The organism is Methylobacterium sp. AC690, from assembly GCF_979256535.1.
This window is the reverse complement of record NZ_CEEDOX010000012.1, coordinates 64250-87779: the sequence shown is the minus strand read 5'-3', so window position 1 is coordinate 87779 and position 23530 is coordinate 64250. Positions and strand designations below refer to the sequence as shown.

Annotated in this window: 19 protein-coding genes and 1 riboswitch; all 19 genes read left to right on the top strand. The window is 68.3% G+C overall.

All coding sequences use genetic code 11. The annotated features are described in order from the left end of the window. Positions 1 to 241 precede the first annotated feature (241 nt). The 19 genes from AC0IY1_RS15290 (at position 242) to AC0IY1_RS15200 (ending at position 23433) form a co-directional block, all read left to right on the top strand. The gene (locus AC0IY1_RS15290; protein ID WP_471770602.1) at positions 242 to 2173 is read left to right on the top strand and encodes a methyl-accepting chemotaxis protein; all 1932 of its coding nucleotides are present in this window, start codon (positions 242 to 244) and stop codon (positions 2171 to 2173) included. Then, positions 2166 to 3647, top strand: a complete 1482-nt coding sequence (locus AC0IY1_RS15285) for a chemotaxis protein CheW (protein WP_471770600.1) — start codon at positions 2166 to 2168, stop codon at positions 3645 to 3647. Before AC0IY1_RS15290 ends, AC0IY1_RS15285 begins: the two co-directional genes overlap by 8 nt. Further along, positions 3644 to 4750, top strand: coding sequence for a chemotaxis-specific protein-glutamate methyltransferase CheB (gene cheB, locus AC0IY1_RS15280; RefSeq protein WP_471770598.1), 1107 nt, complete (start codon positions 3644 to 3646; stop codon positions 4748 to 4750). Before AC0IY1_RS15285 ends, cheB begins: the two co-directional genes overlap by 4 nt. Further along, positions 4750 to 5298 carry a HEAT repeat domain-containing protein gene (locus AC0IY1_RS15275; protein ID WP_471770596.1) on the top strand — a complete coding sequence of 183 codons (549 nt, stop codon included), beginning with the start codon at positions 4750 to 4752 and terminating at the stop codon, positions 5296 to 5298. Before cheB ends, AC0IY1_RS15275 begins: the two co-directional genes overlap by 1 nt. Positions 5299 to 5302: 4 nt before the next feature. Beyond that, entirely contained in the window at positions 5303 to 6166 is an 864-nt protein-coding gene (locus AC0IY1_RS15270) for a CheR family methyltransferase (protein ID WP_471770594.1), read from the top strand. Next, positions 6159 to 6563 carry a response regulator gene (locus AC0IY1_RS15265; RefSeq protein WP_471770592.1) on the top strand — a complete coding sequence of 135 codons (405 nt, stop codon included), beginning with the start codon at positions 6159 to 6161 and terminating at the stop codon, positions 6561 to 6563. Before AC0IY1_RS15270 ends, AC0IY1_RS15265 begins: the two co-directional genes overlap by 8 nt. Continuing rightward, positions 6560 to 8824, top strand: a complete 2265-nt coding sequence (locus AC0IY1_RS15260) for a chemotaxis protein CheA (RefSeq protein ID WP_471770590.1) — start codon at positions 6560 to 6562, stop codon at positions 8822 to 8824. The genes AC0IY1_RS15265 and AC0IY1_RS15260 overlap by 4 nt, the downstream gene beginning before the upstream one ends. After that, entirely contained in the window at positions 8825 to 9079 is a 255-nt protein-coding gene (locus AC0IY1_RS15255) for a hypothetical protein (protein WP_471770588.1), read from the top strand. Between the two features lie 102 nt (positions 9080 to 9181). Then, positions 9182 to 9565 carry a response regulator gene (locus tag AC0IY1_RS15250; protein WP_471770586.1) on the top strand — a complete coding sequence of 128 codons (384 nt, stop codon included), beginning with the start codon at positions 9182 to 9184 and terminating at the stop codon, positions 9563 to 9565. Next, on the top strand, positions 9562 to 10203 hold the full coding sequence (locus AC0IY1_RS15245; RefSeq protein ID WP_243923282.1) for a chemotaxis protein CheX: 642 nt from the start codon (positions 9562 to 9564) through the stop codon (positions 10201 to 10203). The genes AC0IY1_RS15250 and AC0IY1_RS15245 overlap by 4 nt, the downstream gene beginning before the upstream one ends. Then, positions 10200 to 12656 carry a PAS domain-containing protein gene (locus AC0IY1_RS15240; RefSeq protein WP_471770584.1) on the top strand — a complete coding sequence of 819 codons (2457 nt, stop codon included), beginning with the start codon at positions 10200 to 10202 and terminating at the stop codon, positions 12654 to 12656. Before AC0IY1_RS15245 ends, AC0IY1_RS15240 begins: the two co-directional genes overlap by 4 nt. Positions 12657 to 13040: 384 nt before the next feature. Continuing rightward, positions 13041 to 13249: riboswitch (cobalamin riboswitch) on the top strand. A gap of 111 nt (positions 13250 to 13360) precedes the next feature. Beyond that, complete coding sequence (locus tag AC0IY1_RS15235; RefSeq protein WP_471770582.1) at positions 13361 to 15562, top strand: TonB-dependent siderophore receptor; 2202 nt, start codon at positions 13361 to 13363, stop codon at positions 15560 to 15562. A gap of 34 nt (positions 15563 to 15596) precedes the next feature. Next, positions 15597 to 16640 (top strand): ABC transporter substrate-binding protein, encoded by a 1044-nt coding sequence (locus AC0IY1_RS15230; protein ID WP_471770581.1) that lies wholly within the window; start codon positions 15597 to 15599, stop codon positions 16638 to 16640. Next, positions 16637 to 17677, top strand: coding sequence for a FecCD family ABC transporter permease (locus tag AC0IY1_RS15225; protein ID WP_471770579.1), 1041 nt, complete (start codon positions 16637 to 16639; stop codon positions 17675 to 17677). The genes AC0IY1_RS15230 and AC0IY1_RS15225 overlap by 4 nt, the downstream gene beginning before the upstream one ends. Next, a complete protein-coding gene (locus AC0IY1_RS15220; RefSeq protein ID WP_471770578.1) occupies positions 17674 to 18438 on the top strand; it encodes an ABC transporter ATP-binding protein in 765 nt (254 codons plus the stop codon). The genes AC0IY1_RS15225 and AC0IY1_RS15220 overlap by 4 nt, the downstream gene beginning before the upstream one ends. A gap of 21 nt (positions 18439 to 18459) precedes the next feature. Further along, entirely contained in the window at positions 18460 to 19128 is a 669-nt protein-coding gene (locus AC0IY1_RS15215) for a class I SAM-dependent methyltransferase (protein WP_471770576.1), read from the top strand. 84 nt (positions 19129 to 19212) lie between these two features. Continuing rightward, positions 19213 to 19581 carry a hypothetical protein gene (locus AC0IY1_RS15210; RefSeq protein WP_471770574.1) on the top strand — a complete coding sequence of 123 codons (369 nt, stop codon included), beginning with the start codon at positions 19213 to 19215 and terminating at the stop codon, positions 19579 to 19581. 40 nt (positions 19582 to 19621) lie between these two features. Further along, positions 19622 to 20998 carry a PepSY-associated TM helix domain-containing protein gene (locus AC0IY1_RS15205; RefSeq protein WP_471770572.1) on the top strand — a complete coding sequence of 459 codons (1377 nt, stop codon included), beginning with the start codon at positions 19622 to 19624 and terminating at the stop codon, positions 20996 to 20998. A 104-nt stretch (positions 20999 to 21102) separates the two neighbouring features. Beyond that, the gene (locus AC0IY1_RS15200; RefSeq protein WP_471770570.1) at positions 21103 to 23433 is read left to right on the top strand and encodes a TonB-dependent receptor family protein; all 2331 of its coding nucleotides are present in this window, start codon (positions 21103 to 21105) and stop codon (positions 23431 to 23433) included. Positions 23434 to 23530: the final 97 nt, after the last annotated feature.

Sequence of the window (23530 nt, the reverse complement as noted above, 5' to 3'; positions counted from 1 at the left end):
TTAATATCCGGCCTCGCGAATCTCTAACGCCGGACGAAGGTATCCCACAAGGGTCGGGCATCCCTCTGCGTTTCTCGGGAGATACGGCATAGTGGTGTGGATCCACCCATTGCGATCAGACGGGTCAGTCTGGCGCTTCTTGACCACAGCGCTCCCCAGCTTAGAACCTCGGATTCTACTTCCGAGCCTTCCTCACCCTTGCGTCCTGCATGGGGGACGGTCGAACGCAGGTGATCCGTCCATGGCACTGGTGAAGAGGACGCGGCTCGCGCCGCAGGGAGAGGCCCCGGAGGCCGGCGCTACCGTTCCGAACCCTTCACCTGTCGCGCCCATCCCTGCCGGACGCTCGCGCGAACGGTCCCGCGCAAGACGCGAGAAGGCATCCGAGCGGCTTGCTGCGGCGACGGAGGAACTCGCCGCGGGGGTGATCGAGGCGTCGTCGGCCGCGGAGGAGCTGCGGCGCTCGATGGAGCAGATCGCCTCGGGAGCCGAGGAAGCCGCTGGCGCCGCGCAGGAGTCCCTCGGTGCCATCGCCGGCATCGCCGCCCGCCTTTCCGAGGCCCGGGAGCGGGCGAACGCCTCGGGCCAGGCGACCACGGCATTTCAGACGCTGCTGGCTGAGACCGGGGTCCATATCACCTCGTCGGCCGCCGCCGTGCAGGCCAACTCCCACCGACAATCCGCTTCGGTCGCGCTGATCGACGAGCTCGACCGCGCGGCCACGAGCATCGGCGAGATCACCGGCACGGTTGAGCACGTTTCCGACCAGACCAACCTTCTGGCCCTGAACGCCGCCATCGAGGCGGCGCGAGCGGGCGAGGACGGCCGGGGCTTCGCGGTCGTGGCCGACGAGGTGCGGGCTCTGGCCGAGACGTCGGAGGCGAGCGCGGCCGAGGTCCGCAAGCTGGCCGAGGCGATCCGCACCGAGGTCCGGGGCATCGGGGAGATTATCCGCGCCGCGGCCCGGACGGCGACGGTCGAGGCCGAGGCAGGCGGGCGGGTTACCGAGCAATTGGAGGCGGCGCGGTCGGAGCTCGGCACGGTGTCGGACGGCGCGCAGGCGATCCTCACCGCAGCTATCGAGGCCGAGACGGCTATCAGGGAGGCGCAACGCGGGGCTGAGCAGATCGCCGCCGCGGCCGAGGAGCAGGCCGCGGCCGCTGGCCAGGCCCAGCAGGCGGTGGCGCAGCAGACGCAATCGCTCGACCAATCCCAGACGACGGCACAAGCGTTGGCAGCCCTTGCCGACGAACTGACAGGCAGCGACTCGGTTCAGGGGCAGGCCGAGGAGGTCGCCTCGGCAGCCGAGGAACTCTCCGCCACGGTCCAGGAGCTTTCCGGGGCGGCGAGCGAGATCCTCGCCGCCATCGACCAGATCAGCCGTGGCACCGGTATCCAGAGCGCTGCCGCACATCAGTCCAGCGCGGCTATGGAACAAGTCGAGCGGAGCGCCGCGATATTCAAGGCGAACGCGACGGTTGCCCGGGAGACGGTCGCCGGCATCGCCGCGACCTTGGGAGATGTGCGGGCCGGGGTGGGCTCGCTGGCCGACGGGGTGGCGCGCTCGCTCGACGAGACCCGCGCCTGTCTCGGACGCGTCGGCGAACTGGAAGCCAGCAATCGTCGCATCGAGAAGATCATCGGGTCCATCGCCCTGGTCTCCGTGCAGGTGAACATGCTCGCGGTCAGCGGCGCCATCGAGGCGGCGCGCGCCGGCGAAGGGGGTCGAGGCTTCGCCGTCGTGTCGAATGACATCCGTGCCTTGGCCCGCGACGCCTCGGAGAACGCCGACCGCATCCGCGACACCGTCCGCGACATCCAGGACGGGGTCGGCGGCGTCCGAAGGGCACTTGAGCAGGTCGTCGCGGCGTCGGAGACGGAGATGCAGCGCAATCGAGTGCTTTTCGCCACCCTCGCCGGCGTGGAGGGGGACGTCGGTCGTCTGGAGGCCGGCAACACCGACGTGCTAGCCGCCGCAGACGTTATCGTCGTCGCGGCGCGAGAGGGGCTGAAGGGCTCGCAGCAGATCGCCGCCGCGGCTGAGCAGGCTGACCGTGCCTCCAGCGAGGCCGCCACCGCCGCACGCCAGCAGTCGAAGGGCGCTGAGGATCTTGCAGCGAGCATCGAGGAAATCGCATCGCTCGCCGACGAGCTGCAGGCCACGAATGCCTGAGGCCGATGGCACGGGCGACAGGCGCTACCTTGTCTTCACGTTGGGCACCGACGATTACGCCCTTGATGCGGGCCTGGTCCGCGAACTGCTTCGTCCGCCCCGGCTGACGCGGGTGCCCGGCGCCCCTGCCGCCTTGGCCGGGCTCGCCAACCGTCGCGGCACCGCCTTGCCGGTGCTCGACCTCCGTCGCATCGTCCGCCCTGATCTGGAGCCCACCACGGAACCGACCCGGGTCGTCGTGGCGGAGGCGGGCGAGGCCGTCGGGCTGATGGTCGACCGTGTCGTGGGATTTTCTGGGGGAACGGAATCGTTCAAGGAGGACGGGCCATCGACGGCCAGGTATCTCACCACAGCCGTCGGGCCGGGCTCGGTTCGTGTGATCGATCTCGGGGCATTGGTCACGGCCGCGTTTCCCCGGCGCCGGACCGGAACGCCCGCTACTGTTGACGTTCGGCCTCCACGAGATGAGTTTTCCGACGCGACGGAGGAGGAGCGCGTCGCGCTGGTTTCCTTCACGGCAAGCGGGCGATCCTATGCCCTGCCGTTGGAGCGGGTCGCGGAGGTGCTGGCGCTGCCGCCGGACGTCATGCCGGTGCCGCGTGCCCAGAGCGCCGCCCTGGGCGTTGTGGCGTTGCGAGGCGGGGTGCTGCCGCTGCTGAGCCTGCCCGTCCTACTTGGCTTGACCGCCCCCCCGCCAAGGGCGGAGGCGCGCATCGTCGTCGCGCGTATGGGGGGAACGGAGATCGGCCTTCTTGTCGATGCGCTAGGTCCGATCCTGAGGCTGGCGCCCGATGCAGTCGATCCGGTGCCGGCGGCGCTAAGTCGAGGCGGAACGACCGCAATCGACGCGATCTGCCGCATCGACCAGGCAGGTACGCTGATCTCCGTGCTCTCCGCCGACCGTTTGATCGAAGGAACGACCTTGACCGCCTCGCCTGCACGTTCCTCCAACGCCAGGACCGAGAACGCTGGAGCGGCGGCAGTGACGGAGCAGTTCGTCGTCTTCGACGTCGCGGGCGAGAGCTACGGCGTCCCGGTTGGGTCGGTACGCGAGGTGCTGCGCGTACCCGAGGTGATGACGCGTCTGCCCCGGTCGTCAGACCTCGTCGTAGGCGCCATCGACGTGCGCGGCACCGTGCTAGCCGTGGTGGACCAGCGCCGGCGCTTCGGCCTTCCGCCAGGCGAGGCAGATCCGCGGCGACGCATCGTCGTGCTCGAAGCCGGAGCCGATGTCGCCGGCCTGCTGGTCGACGGCGTCTCGCGGATGCTGCGTCTTGAGGTGGACGCCATACGGCCAACGCCAGATTATTCCGACAACGCCGGGAATGGGGTCGACAGGGTCGCGACCCTCGTTGACGGCAGCCTCTTGCCCATCGTGGACGCATCGGCCCTGCTTGCCGGGACCGAGCGGAGGGTGCGGGCGACGAACAAGCGGCCGGGCGTGCGAGGGGCCGGGACGGATACCGCGGAATGATCCGCCTTCTAGTCGTCGACGACTCCGCACTGATGCGTAAGCTCCTTGGCGGCGTGTTCGCGCAGGAGGCGGATTTCGAGGTGGCCTTCGCCCGTGACGGCGAACAGGCACTGGCCGAGCATGCCCGCTTCCGCCCCAACGTGATCACCCTCGACGTGAACATGCCAGGCCTGGACGGCCTCGCCTGCCTCGACCGCATCATGCTGGATCGACCGACCCCGGTGGTGATGCTGTCGTCCCTGACCGCGGACGGCGCGGAAATCACCCTCGACGCGTTGGAGCGGGGCGCGGTCGACTTCGTCGCCAAGCCCGGCGGAGCGGTTTCCCTGGAGATGGACCATCTTGGCCCCCTGATCGTGCAAAGGGTGCGGGCTGCTGCGCGCGCCCGACTGCGTCCGACCCTGCGCCTCACCGAGCGCATACGGGCGAGGAGCGCGACTCCGGCACGCGGTGCGGTGACGCGCACGCCGAGGCCGACGTCCCTGCCTTCGCCCGGACCGAAGGCCGCCCCTTCTGCGACGCCCGGGATCGTCGATGGCATCGTACTAGTTGGGACATCGACGGGCGGGCCGCCCGCGCTCGATACCTTGCTGTCGCGATTGCCCGCGGATTTCCCGTGGCCGGTCGTGATCGCCCAGCACATGCCCGGCAATTTCACCGGTCCCCTGTCGCGGCGGCTCGATGGCCTATGCGCACTGAGGGTGCAGGAAGTCGCTCGGCCGATGCCTCTGGCTCCAGGCAACGTCTATGTTGGCAAGGGGGACGCGGACGTGACGCTCGCGCGCCGCCCCTCCGGGCTGGTGGTGCAGCCGGTGCCGGCCCATGCCGACTATCCTTGGCACCCGAGCGCCGACCGTCTCGTCGCGAGCGCCCTCGAACTGGTCGAGCCCTCACGCCTCATCGGCGTCCTAATGACTGGCATGGGCCGGGACGGTGCGACGACGATGGCGGAGTTGCGGGCGAAGGGTGGCCGCACCATCGCCGAGAGCGAGGAGACGGCGGTGGTCTGGGGCATGCCGGGCGAACTCGTCAGGGTCGGCGGTGCAACCGTCGTCGTCCCGCTCGACGGCATCGCCGACGCGCTCATCGATATGGTGCTCTGATGCCGCTCGTCCGCAGAGATCCGCCTCCTCCGACGATTGCCGCGACCGCGTCCAAGCCTGATCGACACAGGGATGCGGACAATCTCGGCCTCGCCCTCCAAACGGAAAAGGACCCGCGTACCCGCGAAGCCCTGCTCGCGGCGCTGCTGTCAATCGGCGATCCATCCGCCGCCGCCGCGCTCGCCCGGCACCTGCGCTCGGAGGATGCCTGGCTGCGCAACGCCTGCATCGAGGCGCTTCAGTCGATGCCCGCCGCAGCGGGCACGGTGCTTTCGGAATTGCTCTCCGATTCCGACCCCGACGTCCGACTCCTCGCAACCGAGATCGTGAGGACGCAGCCGGTCGAGGAGGCGAGCGTCCTGCTTGCTACCTTGCTGGAGGCGGAGACCAACCCGAACGTCTGCGGCGCGGCGGTCGAGGTCTTGGCCGAAGTCGGGACGCCGGACGCGATACCGGCTTTGCTGGCCGCTCGGACCCGGTTCGCCTCGGAGGCATTCCTGCCATTGGCCATCGATACCGTGCTCGCGCGCCTCGACAAGGGTCGTTGAGCGCGTGGTCGATACCCCATCGCCGGTCACCGACGTCGACTTCGCGCGCTTCTGCGAGTTCCTGTACCGGCGCACCGGCATCCTGTTCACGCCGGCCAAGCGCTATTTCGTCGACCGCCGGCTCGCCGAGCGCATGCAGGCGACCGCGTCCCGCTCGTTCGCAGTGTATCTCGCACGCCTGCGCGCCGACCTGGACGGCGAGGTCGAGACCCTCATCAACGCCTTCACCATCAACGAAACCTACTTCTACCGCGAGGACCACCAACTCCGCTGCCTGACGTCCTCCTTGCTACCGGAACTCGTCGCCCAACGACCGGTAGGATCGACCGTGCGGATCTGGTCGATGCCCTGCTCGACCGGGGAGGAACCGTACTCGGTCGCGCTCTGGCTGCTGGAGAACTGGCCGGAGGTCGACCGCTACGACATCGAGATCGTCGGCTCGGACATCGATACCCGCGCGCTCGCCGCCGCCGAGGAAGGAATTTACGGCGAGCGAGCGCTGATGCGGTTGAGCCCGGAACTCGTCGCCCGCTATTTCGTGCGCGAGGAGACCCGGCTTGGTCCGGCATGGCGCATCCTCGCGGACCTGCGCGGCTCGGTGCGGTTCGTCCCATGCAATCTGACCGACGCGAAGACGATGGCAGCCCAAGGCCGCTTCGACGTCGTGTTCTGCCGCAACGTTTTGATCTACTTCGACGACGCCTCGCGGCGGCTTGCGGCGGACAACATCTACGATGCCCTGGTCCCCGGCGGCTTCGTCTGCCTCGGGCATACCGAGAGCATGAGCCGGATTTCACCGTTGTTCAGGGTCTGCCGCTACGACGACGCCATTGTCTACCGGCGGCCGCGCGAGGGCGAGCATGTCTGACACCGGTTCCCTTCGCCTAGAGACTCCACGCGTGCTCGTCGTCGACGACGGAGCTCTCGTGAGGATGTACTATCGCGGCATCTTTGAACGGGCGGGTTTCGCGGTCGACGAGGCGCTCAACGGCATCGAAGGGTTGGAACGCGTGTTGCGCGCGACATACGACCTCCTCGTCGTGGACGTGAACATGCCGAAGATGGATGGATACAGTTTTCTTCGCGCCCTGCGTGGTCGCGAGCCCCCGATACGTTCGATCCCGGCCTTGATGACCAGCACTGAGGCCGCCGAGGGCGACCGCGAAGCGGCCCGGGTCGCGGGCGCGAACTTCTACTTGGTGAAGCCTTTGTCCGAGGACGTGCTGGTCGCGCATGCCAGGGCGCTTGCAGGCTCGCGTCCGTGAACGACCTGCTCGAACAGTTCCTCGACGAGACGCGCGAGCTCGTCCAGTCGGCGACGGAGGACCTACTGGCGCTGGAGGCGGCGCCGGGAGACGCGGAGGCGGTGAACCGGGTGTTCCGCGCCTTCCACACGCTCAAGGGTTCCGTCGGGCTATTCGATTTCCCGCCATGGTTCTCGCTCTTGCACGCCGCCGAGGACTGCCTGTCCGCGGCACGGGCCGAGACCCTCGCCGTTGATGCGGCCCTGGTCGACCTCGCGCTGGAGACCCTCGACGCCACCGGACGCTGGGCCGACGCCGTCGAGATTGGAGGGGCACTGCCGGGGACCGCCGACGCAGAGGGAAGCGCCCTTGCCGGACGATACCGTTCCCTTCTCTCTCCAGGACCGGAGACCCGCGCGACGGACGCCCCCGCGCTCCTGGTATGGGCGTCACGTCTCTCCGAGCCCCTGAGCGTTATCAAGGGAAGGCCGCTGATCGCGGTCCGGTACCAGCCTCGCGGCGATTGCTTCTTCTCAGGGGACGATCCCCTCGGCCTCGTCCGTAAGGTCCCGGGCCTTCTCGCCGTCACGGTCGAGCCGGCGGTGCCATGGTCACCGGACGACGAGTTCGACGCCTTCGCCTGCAACCTCGCCATCACGCTGGTCTCGGAGGCGCCACGGGCCGAGATCGAAACCGTCTTCCGTCTCGTGGGCGATCAGGTCACGGTCGTGGACCTACCGACCGCGACCTACCCGCGGATCGTGCCGAGCGGGACGATGTCGGCGGGCGCACCCGCGTTGGAGCCGGTCGTCGCCGCGATCCTTGCGGAACAGGTCCGGGTGTTGGCCGCCTCGGACGAGGCGGATACCGACGCGGGCCGTTTGGAAGCCTGCGCGCGCTCGGCGATGAACGCCCTTCGGTCGACTGGGCGATCCAGTGACGCCGAGCGCTGCGGGCAGGCGCTTGGAAGCGGTCCGGATGCCCTTCGAGCCGCCATCGAAGCCGTCCTGTCCAACCGGACGGACGCCGCGACGCCAACGGACGGTGAGGAGGCTTACGGGGCATCCGATCCGCTAGGCGGTGATGCGGCCCGTACCCTGCGGGTCGACTCGGCCCGGGTCGACGTCCTCGTCGCGCTGGTCGGCGAGCTCGTCATCGCACGCAACGGCTTGGGCCATCTCGCCGCCCGGGCCGAGGCTGGCGAGGATGCGGGCACGCTAGCCCGTGCGATCCGCGAGGCTGATGCAAAAATCGGACGCCTCTCGACGACCTTGCATCGAAGCGCAATTTCACTCCGGCTCACGCCGCTGTCGAGTGTGTTCCGCCGTTTCGGGCGCCAGGTGCGGGACGCAGCGCGTGGCCTAGGCAAGGACGTCGTACTCGTAGTCGAAGGTGAGGCTACGGAAGCGGACAAGGGCATCGTCGAGAACATGTTCGAGCCGCTCCTGCACGTCGTGCGGAACGCGATCGATCACGGGCTTGAGGACGCGGCGACCCGGCGTCAGGTCGGCAAGCCCGAAGCCGGACGCATCCGCCTTGGGGCCGAGCAGGATGGCGACGGCATCGTCGTGTCGGTCTCCGACGACGGGCGCGGGATCGACCCGGCCTTCATCCGGCGCCGGGCCGTCGAGCGCGGGCTTCTCCAGCCTGAGGCCGTTGCGACCATGGATGATGCCGCCGTCACCGACCTGATCTTCGCCCCCGGTTTCTCGACCGCCGAGAGCGTGGGCGCGCTGTCGGGTCGAGGTGTCGGCATGGATGCGGTACGGGCGGCGGCGGCGCGCATGGGGGGGCGCGTCTCGGTCGAGAGCCGCGTCGGCCTCGGCACCACGATCCGCCTGCACCTGCCTCGGACCATCGCCCTGGCACGCATCATGGTCGTCGGTGCGGGCACGGAATCGTATGGCATCGCGATGGACGCCGTCGTGGAGGTCGTACGCAGGCCCCGGACGTGCGTCCATGCCGTCGCAGGCGGGAACGCGACGGTCCTGCGAGGCCGGACGGTTCCGGTGTTCCGGCTTGTGGAGTTGCTTGGTCGGGGAGATCGTCCCCTCGCGGGCGACGATGCGCTACTCTTGGTCGTCCGGGTGAACGGGGAGACCATCGCCGTTGAGGTTGACCGCTTCGAGGACCGGATCGACGCCGTGGTCCGGCCGCCGGCCGGCCTCGTCGGGTCCGTGGCGGGCGTGGGGGGGACGACCATGCTCGGCGACGGCCGCGTGTTGCTCGTGCTCGACCCTGCCGGCATGCTCGCGGACGCGTCGGCACCCGCCGGAGGATAGATGATGGCCGTCGTTCGTCGAACCGATGCCGAGCCGGGGACGCCGGTACGATTGGAAGGCGTCTGCCCGGTCGAGGACGCCGAGACGCTCGCCTCCGTCATCCTGGAAGACCCGAGTGCCCCGGTGGACTGGACCGCCTGCACGCGCATGCATACGGCGGTGTACCAAGTCCTGCTTCGGCTGCGGCCCACCATCCTCGGTACCTGTGGCGACCCGTTCGTGGGCCGCTGGCTGACCCCGCCCAGCCCAGGATAACCCAACGCCACCGATACTTACGGCTTTGACTGGAAGGGGTCCCGACGCATAGTGGCCGTCATCTTCATGCCTCCAAGCGAAATCAGGGCACCATCGCCTTTCATGCCGACCACAGTCCTCATCGTCGACGACAGCAAGCTCGCCCGCCTCGTCGCCGCCAAGCTCTTGCGCCAGCTCAAGCCAGACTGGGAGGTGGCGGAGGCGGCCAACGCCGACGCGGCGATGGCCGTCGTGGACGAGCGCCAGGTCGACGTGGCACTGCTAGACTTCAACATGCCGGGCAAGGACGGCCTCGAACTGGCCGCCGACCTGCGGGCATCGAGGCCCCACATGCCCATCGCCGTGGTCTCGGCGAACATCCAGGACGAGATCATCGCACGGGCCCGAAGCGTCGACGCCACCTTCCTGCCGAAGCCCCACACCGAGGAGGCTCTAGCGGGCTTCCTGTCCGGTGCAGCGCTTAGGTTGCGCAGGGCGGCTTCGTGACAGCGGCCACCGTCGACCTCACGGAACTGCAGCGCGACGCCTTCACCGAGCTCGTGAACATCGGGGTCAGCAAGGCCGCCGCGAGCCTGCGCAAGATGATCGGCGTCCAGGTGCTCCTCTCTGTGCCGGCCGTGGAGATCGTGTCCCAGGCTCAGGCCGCGCGCATGATCGGCGAGCGCGAGGCGTCCGAACTCGTCGTGGTCCAACAGGACTTCACAGGCGCCTTCGCCGGACGCGCCCTCCTGATCTTCCCTCAGGAGAACGGGCGCGAGCTCGTGCGCGCGGTGGCCGGGGAGGAACTCACGCCGGAGGAGGTGGCGGAGCTTGAGGACGAGGCCCTCACCGAGACCGGCAACGTCATCCTAAACGGATGCCTCGCGACGATGGCGAACCTGCTGCAGCGGACCCTGACGATGTCGCTGCCCGAGGTCATGCGGGGCGACGGCCCCCGGATCTTCCGGACCGTCGGCCACGACGGGACCGACGCGCTCGTCCTGTTCCTCTACATCAACTTCGCGGTGCGGGAGCGCGACATCCGTGGCTACATCGCCATGCTCATGGACCTGCCTTCGCTGGAAAGCCTCAAGGTGTTGATCGACGAATTCGTCGAGCGTGCAATCGGCGAGACGGAAGCGTGACGGAAAACCCGGGAGGCGCAGGCATCGAACCGCACCGATCCGAGGTACCTGGTTCGCTTGGCCATGCGACGGCTGAGATGCGTCGCTTGGCTGGCCCGTTCATCGCCACGCTGGAACTCACCCGCCAGCCGATGGTGGTCACGGACCCGCGCCTTCCGGACAATCCCATCGTCTTCGCGAACCGCTCCTTCCAGTCTTTGACGGGGTACGACTCAAGCGAGATCCTCGGACGAAACTGCCGATTTCTCCAGGGTCCCGACACGGACCCGGCTTCCGTGGCCCTCGTTCGAAGCGCGGTCGCAGAACACAGGGAAATCAAGGTCCAGATCCTCAACTACCGCAAGGACGGTGGTACGTTTTGGAACGAGCTCTACCTGAGCCCGGTCTTCGACAAGACCGGCGGGCTCATGTACTTTTTTGCCTCCCAGGTGGACGTCACACCCTCGCACCAGGGGGCGGTCGCGCAGGAGCGACTGGCCAGTATCGAGCGGCGCTTGGCCGAAGCGCAGCGGCAACTGAAGATCACCGTGGCGGCGGCGGGTATCGCCGGGACCTGGGCTTGGGACATTCCGGGAAAGCGCCTCCACGTCGACGACCGCTTCGCCCTGCTCAACGGGATTGGGCAGGATGTCGGCACGGATGGCGTTCCCACCACCGCCTTCTTCAACCGCATCCATTCACAGGACCGATCCAGGGTACGCCTGGCGGTCAGCGGCATCCTGAATGGCGCAGAGGTCTTCGACAGGGAATATCGCCTTCAGGCGCCGGACGGTGCGATCCGTTGGGTCCATGCCCGCGGACGGTGCGATTATGACGCTGATGGTAGCCCCTCACGCTTCACCGGCGCCCTCGTCGAGATCACCGAACAGAAGCGGGTCGTCGAGCGGTTGCGCATCGCCCAGACCGCGGGCCGCATCGGCACGTTCGAGTTCGTGCCGGGCTTCGCCACCGTCGAGGTATCTCCCCAGTTCTGCGCCCTCCTTGGCGTCGTCCCGGCGGTCAACCTGTCGGTCAGCGCGGTCAACGCCCTTGTCATCGACGGTGGTCCCTTGCTGAACCCGGGCCTCCGCGAGGCAGGGGAGCTTCCCTACGCCGAGATGCGTGTCCGGCTGGCTGACATGGGCGAGACGCGCTGGCTCGCCCGGCGTGGCGAGGCCGTTCGCGACGACGCTTCCTCCGAATTGCGACACGTGGGCGTGATCTACGACGTCACCGCGACGAAGGCGTCCGAGGTCGCCTTGCGAGAGATGAACGACACCTTGGAGGCCCGCGTCCAAGAGGCCATTGCCGAACGCGAGCAGGCCGAGGAGCAGTTGCGCCAGTCCCAGAAGATGGAGGCCGTCGGACAGCTGACCGGGGGGATCGCACACGATTTCAACAACCTGCTCACCGGCATCGTCGGGTCGCTCGACCTGATGCAGACCCGCATCAACGAGGGCCGGACCGAGAACCTGTCGCGCTACTCCAACCTCGCCATGGCGTCCGCCCAACGTGCTGCTGCCCTCACCCATCGCCTTCTCGCCTTCTCGCGTCAGCAGCCGCTGGAAGCGAAGGCCGTCGACGTGAACCGGCTCGTCGGCTCTATGGATGACCTTCTCCGTCGAACATTGGGTGAGCGCGTCCGCTTAGAGGTCGTGATCTCGGGCGGCCTATGGCTGACGCTGTGCGACCCGAACCAATTGGAGAACGCCCTCCTGAACCTCGCCATCAACGCCCGCGACGCGATGCCGGAGGGAGGCAGGCTCATCATCGAGACGGCGAACAGCTTCCTCGACGATGCCTATGTCGCGCGCGAGATCGGGGTGCGGGCCGGACAATACATCTGCATCTGCGTGACCGACACCGGCTCCGGCATGCCGCCGGACGTCATCGCGAAGGCGTTCGATCCGTTCTTCACGACGAAGCCCATCGGGCAGGGCACCGGGCTCGGGCTGAGCATGATCTATGGGTTCGCCAAGCAGTCGGAGGGCAACGTCAAAATCTACTCCGAGACCGGGAAAGGCACCTCGGTGAAGCTCTACCTGCCACGGTTTTTCGGTGAGTTCGAAGAGCCTGGCACCACCAGGGGCGAGACGCCCCGTGCCGAACTTGGCGAGACGGTCTTGGTGGTCGAGGACGACGATACGGTGCGAACCCTCGTCGTCGAGGTGCTGGGTGAACTCGGGTACGCCACCCGGGAAGCGCCTGACGGGCCTTCCGGCCTCCGCATCCTGCAGTCGGACGCGCGCATCGACCTCCTAGTTACGGATGTCGGTCTGCCTGGGCTCAACGGCCGACAGCTCGCGGACCAGGCCCGAACCGGGCGGCCGGACCTGAAGGTGTTGTTCATGACAGGCTACGCGGAGAACGCTGCCTTCGGTGCAGGCCACCTCGCACCCGGTATGCAGATGATCACTAAGCCTTTTCCGGTCGAAGGACTTGCGAGCAAGATCCGCTCGATCATCGAAGCATAAAGGTCGCCGGGTTACCCAGGTACGCTTAACGCCAAAAATCGAGCTTGTAGGCGCCAATGGAAATACGGGTTAATCAATCGTCCACGGCTGAACGTCAGCTTCCCGCGTCCTACGAACCGTAAGCAGACAGGCTGCAAACCACCCAACCCAGCCGTAGAGCGGACGGATGATTCCCTACCCAATTTCGCCGTACATGTCCTCTTGCCCAGTCTTCTTGCAGGGTCGTTCATTGTCGGAGTGAGCAGGTAGCGACACCCTTTCGGAACAGCTAAATCGTGCCGAAGCCGTTGTGTCGTTTGAGACACATCAGCCGTTACAAACAGCTCCCCTACCTCTCGCCCCCAAGTGTCGGTGTCTACTCCGTTGACTTGTCCAGCCGGAAGATGCCGGTGGAGCCGTCAAGGTTCTCACGGTCCCGTGATCGTGAGCTAAGAGGGAATTCGGTGAAGCCTGTAAGGGCGAGACCGGAGCTGCCCCCGCAACTGTGAGCGGTGAGCCGCTGCCGAACATGACCACTGGCAACTCGTGCTGGGAAGGTCAGGCAGCGGTGACGACCCGTGAGCCAGGAGACCTGCCTTGGCGGTTGTTTTGGTCTCGCGGGCGGGGTGTCCGGTGGGTCGCTGTTCGACGCGGGTCCATCGGATCTTCATCGCGCACGCGCGCTCCATCGACACGCGGCCCCGGCAAGCGGTGGGGCTCGCCCGATGGTCTTTGTTCTCCAATTTCCTTGTCGGCGACACCGCCGCCTCTCGCGCCTTCTCCGCGGGAGCACGATCCTTGCAGCAGGCTTGCTGATTAGCGAGGTGCAAGCCCAGGATGCGGCGGTCGCCCTCGACACACTCTCTGTCGAGGCCAACGCAGGTAGACCCGTCCGCTCGGACGTCCTCGGTCGCTCCTTCGACGCGATCAGCATAATCGGGCCGACCCCGGGCTTCCGCTCGGATCGTGCGGTATCGAGCACCAAGACCAACACGCGCCAGCTCGACGTTCCGCAGGTGGTCACCGTCGTGCCGCGCGAGCTCATCACCGACGTCAACGCCACCCGTGTCGACCGCGCCTTCGACTACGTGCCTGGGCTGACCCAGACCAACAACTTCGGCGGGCTGGGCACGTTCGCCTACGCCATCCGCGGTGTGACGACGGCCGAGGTCTACCGCAACGGCCTGGCGGCCAACCGAGGCGGCCCGCCCCCGCTCATCGACACCCAGAACATCGAGCGCATCGAGGTGCTCAAGGGGGCGGGTGGCGCCCTGTTCGGTCGCAGCGACCCCGGCGGCCTCGTCAACATCATCACCAAGCAGCCCACCGCCACCCGCTTCGTCGAGATGGGCGGGCTCTGGGGCTCGTTCGAGCAATTCCGCGGCACCGTCGATTCCGGTGGTGCCCTCAACGACGAAAAGACGCTGCTCTACCGCTTTAACTTCGCGGGCGGGAGCCAGAACAGCTACCGCGACTTCGTCGGCGACGACCGGCTCTTCATCGCCCCCGTCCTCAGCTGGCAGGTGACGCCGGACACCAAGCTCACGGTCGAGGCCTCGGTCACCCGCAACAACGTCATCGTCGACCGTGGCGTGGTCGCGATAAACAAGCAGCTCGGGTTCGTGCCGATCTCCCGCTTCCTCGGCGAACCCGGACAGGTCACCCGCCAGACCGACGAGGTGCTGCAGGTGCGCCTCGACCACCGCTTCGACGCGGACTGGCAGATGCGGCTCGCGGCGCAGTTCAACACCGGCACCCTCAACGGCGAGAGCGCCGAGGGCCGCGGCCTCCGATCCGACAACCGCACGGTCATCCGCGACCGCAACTATCGCGATTACAGCTACGACTCGGCCATCGGCCAGGCCGAGATCGTCGGCAAGTTCACGACCGGCGACATCGGCCACACCGTGCTCCTCGGCTTCGACCGCGAGGATTTCGATAACCGGCAGCTCTACCTGCGTTCGAACTTCAACACGTTCCCCTACGCCCTCGACATCTACAACCCGCGCTACGGCCAGCCCCTGCCGCCGCTCACGCGCGCCTCCAACACCCTGGAGAGCGTGACAGATACCGGCTTCTACGCCCAGGACCTGATCGACCTCGCTCCACAATGGAAGGCGCTCGCCGGCGTGCGCTTCGACCTGTTCGAGCGGTCCTTCAAGCAGCGCGTCGGGAACACGAGCGGCGAGCAGACCCGGGCCGCCGCCTCGCCGCGGGCCGGCCTCGTCTATCAGCCCCTTCCCGAGCTCGCCCTCTACGCCAACGTCAGCACCAGCTTCCGTCCCAACATCGGCACCGACGCGAGCCTCGGGGCCCAGTCGCGGCCGTTCGAGCCTGAGACGGGCCTCGGCTACGAAGCCGGGGTCAAGGTCGAGCTATACGGCGGTGCCTTGATGCTGACCGGCGCGGCCTTCCGCATCGACCGTCAAAACGTCCTCACCGCCGACCCTAGCAATAGCGGCTTCCAGATCGCGGCCGGGGGCGTGCGCAGCCAGGGCTTCGAGTTCTCCGCAGCGGGCCAGCTCACGCCGGAGCTGCGCATCATCGGCGGATACGCCTTTACGGATGCGTTCATCACCAAGGACAACGTGCTCCCGCTCGGCGCCCCGCTGCTCAACATCCCCGAGCACAGCGGCACCATGCTGGCGGTCTACGAGGTCCAGGCCGGCCTCCTTCGAGGGCTCGGCATCGGCGGTGGCGTGCGCGCGGCAGGCGAGCGGGCGGGCGACGCGTCCAATTCCGGCTTCAAGCTGCCGACCTACGTCGTCGCCGACGCGCTTGCCTACTACAAGTTCGAGAACTTCCGCTTCAGCATCAACGTGGAGAACGTTTTTGACACCGCCTACTACGTCGGCTCCGTCAGCCAGTTCCGCGTCGATACCGGTTCGCCTCGTCGCATCACGGGTTCGCTGCTGGCACGGTTCTGACGAGCGCGTGCTCCCGGCCGGACTGCGCAATCCCATGGAGGGAACCGCAACGACGTCCCGGGCCGGAACTGGGCTGGCCATGCTCGGGGCGGCCTTGCTGATCGCATCCGGCGGCATGGTTCGAGCCGAGCCGACGCGCTACCCCCTTACCCTGGAGAACTGCGGAACGGACATCACGCTTAAGGAGGCGCCGAGGAGGGTCGTCTCCGTGGGCCAGACGCAGACGGAAATTCTGTACGCCCTCGGTCTCGCCCACCGCGTCGTCGGCACCGCCGTCTGGTTCGGATCCGTCGCCAAGCCCTTCGAGGCGGCGAACGCACAGGTGCCACGGCTCGCCGACAACACGCCGAGCTTCGAATCCGTGCTCAATCAAGCGCCCGACCTCGTGACGGCGATGTTCGCCTGGCACATCGGCCCGCACGGGGCCGTGGCCCGGCGTGAGCAGTTCAGTGACCTGGGCGTGCCCGTCTACGTGTCGCCGGCCGATTGCGTCGGCAAGGACAACTCAGCCCCGGGCGATGGCGTGCGCACGCTGCCCTTCACCATGCACCTGGTCCACCGCAACGTCCGCGAGCTCGGTCGGATCTTCGACGTCTCGACTCGGGCCGAGACGCTGGCGAGCGAGTTGAAGGCCCGCGAGGACGCGGCCATCGCGTCCATGGCCGACAGCCCGGTGCGCGGGATGCCGGTCGTCGTCTGGTTCTCCAGCCGGGACGTGAAGGGCGACGCCTTTCTGGCGGGGGCGAAGGGCGTTCCGGCCTACATCCTCGACAAGCTCGGGGCACGCAACGTAATCACCACGAACGAGGAGTGGCCCCAGGTGAGTTGGGAGAGCATTGCGGTCGCCGATCCCGCCGTCATCGTCGTGGTCAAGATGGACCGCCGCCTGTTCCCGGCCGACGACCTCGCGGTGAAGCTCGACTTCCTCCGGACCGACCCGGTGGCGCGCCGCCTCACGGCAGTTCGCCAGAACCGCATCGTCATCATGGATGCCGCCGCGACGCGGCCTGGGCTCGGGACCGTCGATGGCATGGTCGCGCTGTCCGAAGCGCTTCGCGCGCTTGGGTCCGCCCGGTGAAGGTCGTCGCGGTCCTTGGATCCGCCTGGCTGCCCTGGTCCCTCGCGGCCGTCGCCGCGCTGGCGCTGCTCGGTCTGGCCATCGCCGTGGCGATGACCGTCGGCGAGATGCAGATCCCCCTCGCGGTCGTCCTGAGGGCGCTCGGCAACGCGACGCTCGACCTCGGCTATGCGGTAAGCCCGATCCAACAAGGCGTGCTGCTCGACTACCGGCTCAGCCGCGCCTTGTTCGCGGCCTGCTGCGGCGGAGCGCTTGCGGTCTGCGGCGTCATCCTGCAGGCCCTGCTCAGGAACCCGCTCGCCGAGCCCTACCTCCTCGGCATCTCGGCCGGGGCCTCCACGGGCGCCGTCGCGGTGATAGTGCTCGGTTTGGGCGGCGCGGCGCTAGGGATCTCGGGCGGCGCGCTCCTCGGCGCGATCCTGGCGATCCTGACCGTCGCCCTGCTTGCGGCCGGCTCCGGCGGGACCAGCGAGCGGGTGATCCTCTCGGGGGTCGCGGCCGCCCAGATCTTCAACGCCACGACGGCGACCATCGTGACGACCTTCGCCAGCGCCGAGCAGGCACGCGGCGTGATGTTCTGGCTCCTCGGAAGCCTCGGCGGCGTACGCTGGCCGGACGTCTGGCTGGCGGCACCGGTGACGCTCGCGGGGTTCGCGGTCTGCCTCGCCCATGCCCGTACCCTCGACGCCTTCACCTTCGGGGAGGATGCCGCGGCCTCGCTCGGCGTGTCCGTCGCCCGGGTCCGCATCGTACTCTTCGCGACGACGGCCGTGATGACGGCCATCATGGTGAGCATCGCGGGCGCGGTGGGCTTCGTAGGCCTGCTGATACCGCATGCCGTCCGCCTCATTGTCGGCCCACGCCATATCCGCCTGCTACCGGCAGCGCTGTTGACCGGGGCGGTGTTCCTGGTTCTCGCCGACATCCTGTCCCGCACCCTGATCGCGCGCCAGGTCCTGCCGATCGGGGTGGTCACGGCCCTGTTCGGGGCGCCGGCCTTCGCCCTGATCCTCACCCGCGCGCGGCGACGGGCATGACGCTCGCTACACGGGACGCCCGCTGGGATGCCGGCGGCCGGATGATCGTCGACGGCGTGACGCTATCGGCGGCGCCGGGACGGATGCTGGGTGTCGTCGGGCCGAACGGTTCGGGCAAGTCGAGCCTCCTGCGCCTGCTCTGCGGCCTGCGGAACGTGAGAAGCGGTGTCGTGACCCTCGATGGTGGGAACATTCGCGATCTCCCGCGCCGTGCCATCGCCCGGCGCATCGCATTCGTCGAGCAACACGCCGGCACGCAGGAGAACGTGACGGTCGAGGACGTGGTGCGCCTAGGAAGGACGCCGCACCGGGGGGCCTTGTCGCCCCGGACCGATGTCGACGAGGCCGCGCTGGAACGTGCCCTTGCCCGTGTCGGCATGGACGTCCGGCGCAACCAACCCTGGGCGACCCTGTCGGGCGGCGAGCGTCAACGGACGCAGATCGCGCGGGCACTCGCGCAGGAGCCCGGCGAGCTCATCCTCGACGAGCCAACCAACCATCTCGACGTGCGCCATCAGCTCGACGTCCTGTCGCTCGTGCGCAGGCTCGGCATCACCAGCATCGTCGCCCTGCACGACCTGAACCTGGCCGCCTTGTTCTGCGACGAGGTCGCCGTCCTGAACGAAGGCCGCTTGGTTCGCTCCGGGCCGCCTGCGGCGGTCCTAACGGCCGCGTTGATCCAGGAGGTCTTCGGCGTGCGCGCCGAGGTCCACGCCTCGGCGTTCAGCGGCCGGCCGCACATCGAGTACCGCTTGGACTGAACGACGGGGAGTGCCACGATCATGAGTACATCCGAGGTCACCGACGGAGTGACCGCTTACTGGGACGCCCGCGCCCCCCGCTTCGACGCCGCCGCAGCGCATGCCCGCACGCCGGACGTCTGGAGGGAGGTCCTTACGGCGGCGTTCTGCGCCGACGGGCCCAAGGACCTCGTCGACCTCGGGACCGGAACGGGTGCGTGCGCGCTCGCCGCCGCGTCCCTCGGCCATCGCGTGCGGGCGTACGATGGCTCGGCCCGGATGCTTGCCGTCGCACGCGCGGCCGCCAGCAAGGCGGGGCTCGATATCGAGTTCGTTCAGGCGCTCATCACGGACGCCCCGCTCGAACCTACATGCGCCGACATCGTCACGATCCGCAACGTGCTCTGGACGCTCGAACGACCGGGTGAGGCGCTACAGGTCGCCCGTCGCACCCTGCGCCGGGGTGGCCGTGTCGTCGTGTCCGATGGGATGTGGTCGGTCGCCCCGGGGGAACGCTCGGACTATGCCGAGGATCTCGCCGCACGGCTTCCCTTCCATGCCGGCCTGCGCGAGGTCGATGCCCGGGATTTGCTGGAAGCGGCTGGATTCACCGAGGTCACGGCGTGGCAGCACCTGTTCCGCTCCGCACCCTATCCAGGTAGTGTCCCGATGTTCGTGCTCTCCGCACGACGCGATGATCCGGTCCCGTAGCACTCATGCAACGTCACCATTCATTCGTCCTACCGACATGCACGCGACGTTGACGGGATTGCTGTCTCCGAACTACGCAAGGCCATGAGCGCCCCGCAGCCCCGCTGGACTGCCGTCCGCGCGGCCATCGCCGTGGCCGCATTGTACGCGCTCATCCTGCAGTCCTTCATCGGCGGCCTCGCCCCGCTGCCATCCATCACGGTCGGTGGCGTGATCTGCGCGGATCACGACGGCTCGACGCCTCCGGACGGCCAGGGGGCGGCGTGCCATCAGCATGCCTGCTGCGTGACCGCCCAGGCCGCCAAGCTGCTCGATCCGGTCGGGTCGTCATTCGCGACCGTGCATTGGGTCCCGATCCGGGTGTCATCGGTACCGTGGCCCGAGGCTGGCACGCACCAGGCGCGCGCACCGCCCGACCAATCCGTCAGCCCACGAGGTCCGCCCACCGCCTGATCGATCCGCCCTTCAGATCGCTCAGACCCGGACCTTCCACATGTCTCAATCCCTCCAGGGCGACGCGGCGGCGTTCGACGCCGTCGTCGTCGCGCGCCCGGCGCACGATGCCGTCTACCGCGCCGTCTGGCGCTGGCACTTCTATGCCGGCCTGCTCAGCCTGCCCTTCCTGATCCTGCTCTCCGTCACCGGCTCGCTCTACCTGTTCAAGGACGAGATCAACGGGACCGTGTTCGCGTACCGGACGACGGTCGCGGCCCAGGCGAGCCGCCCCCTCAGCCCGGACATCCTGCTGTTCAATGCCTCCGAGGCCGTACCGACGGCCGACCCGGTGTCGTTGACGGACCCAGCCGGGCCGACCGCCGCCGCCGTGGTGACGATGGCCGAGGGGGCGCGCAGGACCCTCGTCTACCTGAACCCCTATAACGGCGACGTGCTCGACCACGTCGACCGCGACGGCGAGTTCATGATGGTGGTGCGACGCCTGCACAGCTTGGCCTACTTCGGTCCAGTCGCGAACGGCGTGATCGAGGTCGTGGCGGGCTTCGCCATCATCCTCGTGGTCACCGGCACCTACCTGTGGTGGCCGCGCCGGCAGGCCGGTGGCGTTATCAGCGTGCGTGGCACGCCAAGCAGGCGCGTTTGGTGGCGCGACCTCCATGCGGTCACGGGCCTGGTGGCGGGCGGGGGGCTCTTCTTCCTCGCCGCGACGGGCCTGCCCTGGTCGATCTGGTGGGGGCAACAGGTCCGGACCCTGTCCAATGAGGCCGGCGTCGGGCAACCGCGGGCGCTGTGGGCGAACAAGCCCGTCTCGAACGTCCCTATGCGGGAGATGCTCACCAACACAGGGTGGGCGATGGAGGATGCGCCGGTCCCGGTCTCGAACCCGAGCGCGGCATCCGCCATCGGGCTCGCCCGTGCGGTCGAGGTCCTGCGCGGCCGCGGGATGCCGCCCGGGTTCGAAATCTCGCTGCCGGTGGGCGAGACCGGCGTCTACGCCGCGGCGGCCTATCCGAAGGACGTCACCGCCCAGCGCATGATCACGCTGGACCAGTACACCGGCAAGCCGCTGGTCGACGTGCGCTTCGCCGATCTCGGCGGCGTCGCCCGAGCCGTCCAGTACGGCATCGGCATCCACAAGGGCGAGCACTGGGGACGGGCCAACCAGCTCGCCATGCTGGCCTTCTGCCTCGCCACCATCCTGCTCTCGGTGACGGCCGCGGTGATGTGGTGGAAGCGTCGGCCGACCGGGCGCCTCGGCGTCCCGCCCTGGCCACGCGACCGTCGCGTCGCCGTGACGGTGACCGGCATCGTGCTCGTCCTCGGCGCGCTGTTCCCGCTGACCGGCCTCGCCGTCCTCGGCATGATCGCCCTCGATCTCGCCGTCCAGGCCTTGCGCCCGCGCCTCGCGCCCTGAGCGAGCGGCCGGGGCGGGATGCGCTCGGGCCCACGCACACATTCATTCCCTTCTCTCGGTGGTGGCGGTCGCGTCCGCCTGCCGCCAACGGACGAGCCACCGCCATGCCCCGCCGCCGTCCCAGCCATCGCGTCCGTGCCCTGGTATTGATCCTCGTCGCCGGCCCGCCCGCCACCGCCCATGCCCAAAGCGGTGGACCGGTCGTCGCCCTGGACGAGATCTCGGTCACATCTGAAGGCAACGGAACCCCGGGCCCCTCATCCGCTCCCGGCACCGGCGCCCCTTTGCCGGGACTGCCGCCGGTCTCAGCCCCGACGCCGCTGGACAGGCCGGTCGGCGAGGTGGTGACCAGCGTCGGGCGGGATGGCGTGATTGACAATCGCGCCGCCACGACCGTGGCCGACATCCTGCGCAACAGTCCAGGCGTGACGGTGCGGCAAGGCAACGGCCCCCGTGACGTCGTGGTCTCGATCCGCGGGAACAACGCCCGTGCCACCGGCGTCTCGCGCAACTTCATCGTCCTGGAGGACGGCTTCCCCGTCACCCAGGCGGACGGCTCCTCGCGCTTCGACCTCGTCGATCCTCGCGCCTACTCGCGCATCGACGTGTTCCGGGGACCGCAATCGGCCTTCTTCGGCAACTACGCCACCGGCGGCGCCCTGAACTTCGCCACCCGCCGCGGCGGCGAGATCAACGGCGTCGAGTACGGGGTCGACGCGGGAAGCTTCGGGTACCTCAACAACTACGCCACCTTCGGCGGCGTCAGCGGACCGTTCGAGTACAGCCTCTTCACCAGTGACACGCGCGGCAACGGCTTCCTCAGCCACAACTCGTTCGACACCCAGACCATCAATTTCCTGGGCACCTACGCGCCGACGCCGGACGACCGCTTCACGCTGAAGATCATCAACAACGAGGTCTCGACCGACCTGCCCGGTCGCGGCTCGCTCAACCAGTTCCGCCTCAATCCCTTCCAGCGCGGCTGCGCCTCCGCCGCCTGGGCCGCGCCCGGTTGCGTGACCTACAACCTCCTCCTCAACGGCCGCAATGGTGCCACCGTGCCCGTGACGGCCGACGAGGGCGCGTTCATGCGCGGGGACCGCCGGACCATCGTGGGTGGGCGCTGGGAGCACGATTTCGACGCCTTCACCACTTGGCGCACGCAACTCGTGTTCGACGACCGGCAGATCAATCAGCCCTTCTACACCACCTCCGGACGCGGCGACTTCCCGGGACTGAACTTCCTTACCGACGTGACCCGGCGCGGCGACCTGTTCGGCCTGCCGATGACCGGCTACGTCGCCCTGGCCTACAACACCCTCGATACCCACAGCCTGACCTACAACCGCGCGCCCTACGGAGGGGCGCGGCTCGGCGCCCTGACCGCCGACCTTGAGGCCACGCAGGCCAACCTCGGCGGACGCGCCCGCGTCGAGCTTCAGCTCTCGGAGCAGTGGATCGCCGTGGCCGGCATCAGCGCCGAGAACACAACCATCAACGGACGCAACACCACCTACGGCTTCCCGGCCGCCGGCGGCGTCACGACCACGCTGGCCAACCTCGACCGCACCTTCCTCAACGTCGCGCCCGAGCTCTCGCTGCTCTACCGGCCCAACGCCGACTGGCAGTTCCGCGGCCGAGTGGCGACCGGCTACGCCACGCCCTCGGCGTCGAACCTGGCGGTGACGTCCGCCGGCGTCCCGGGCAACAACGGTCAATTGCAGACCCAGGAGAACCTCGGATTCGATCTCGGCGTCGACTGGACGCCGCTGCCGGGGGTGCGCTTCAGCGTGACCGGCTTCTACGAGTTCTTCCGCAACGAGCTCGTCACGCAATCCCCCGGGGCCGGGCTGCTGAGCTACACCTTCAACGCGCCCGCCTCCGAGCACCGCGGCATCGAGGTCGGGGCGGACTGGGCCTTCGCGCCGGGCTGGCGCGCCACCGCCGCCTACACCTTCGACGACCAGATCTACACCCGGTACGTCGAGCAGCTCAGCGCCGGCAGCCTGACCCGCCAGTTCGACCGGGCCGGCAACCGTATCCCGGGTGTGCCGGCCAACCAGTTGCTCGCACGCGTCGGCTACGAGCAGGCGACGGGTCCCCTGGCGGGCCTGGGCGCCTACGTCGAGACGGTGGTCCAGGACGACTTCCTCATCGACAACGCCAACCAGTTGAAGGCGCCGGGCTACGCCATCGTGAACCTGAACGTTCACTACACCACGGAGCTCGTGGGCTACGCTAAGCGGCTGAACCTGTTCTTCGAGGCGCGCAACGTCTTCGACAAGACCTACATCGCCTCTGCCCAGAACCTCGCCAACTCGATCAGCGCGACCTCCGGCCTCCAGAACGGCGCGAGCGTCCTCGCCAACACGACCGGCTCGGTGTTCGCCGGTGCGCCCCGCAACTTCGTCGGCGGAATGAGACTGGCGTTCTGATGCACCCGCCCCCGCTCATCCGAACCTCACCACGCTGCCTCCAGACTTGGAGCGGGCGAGCGGCCGCAGCCATTCGGGTGCTGATGGAACGGACTTG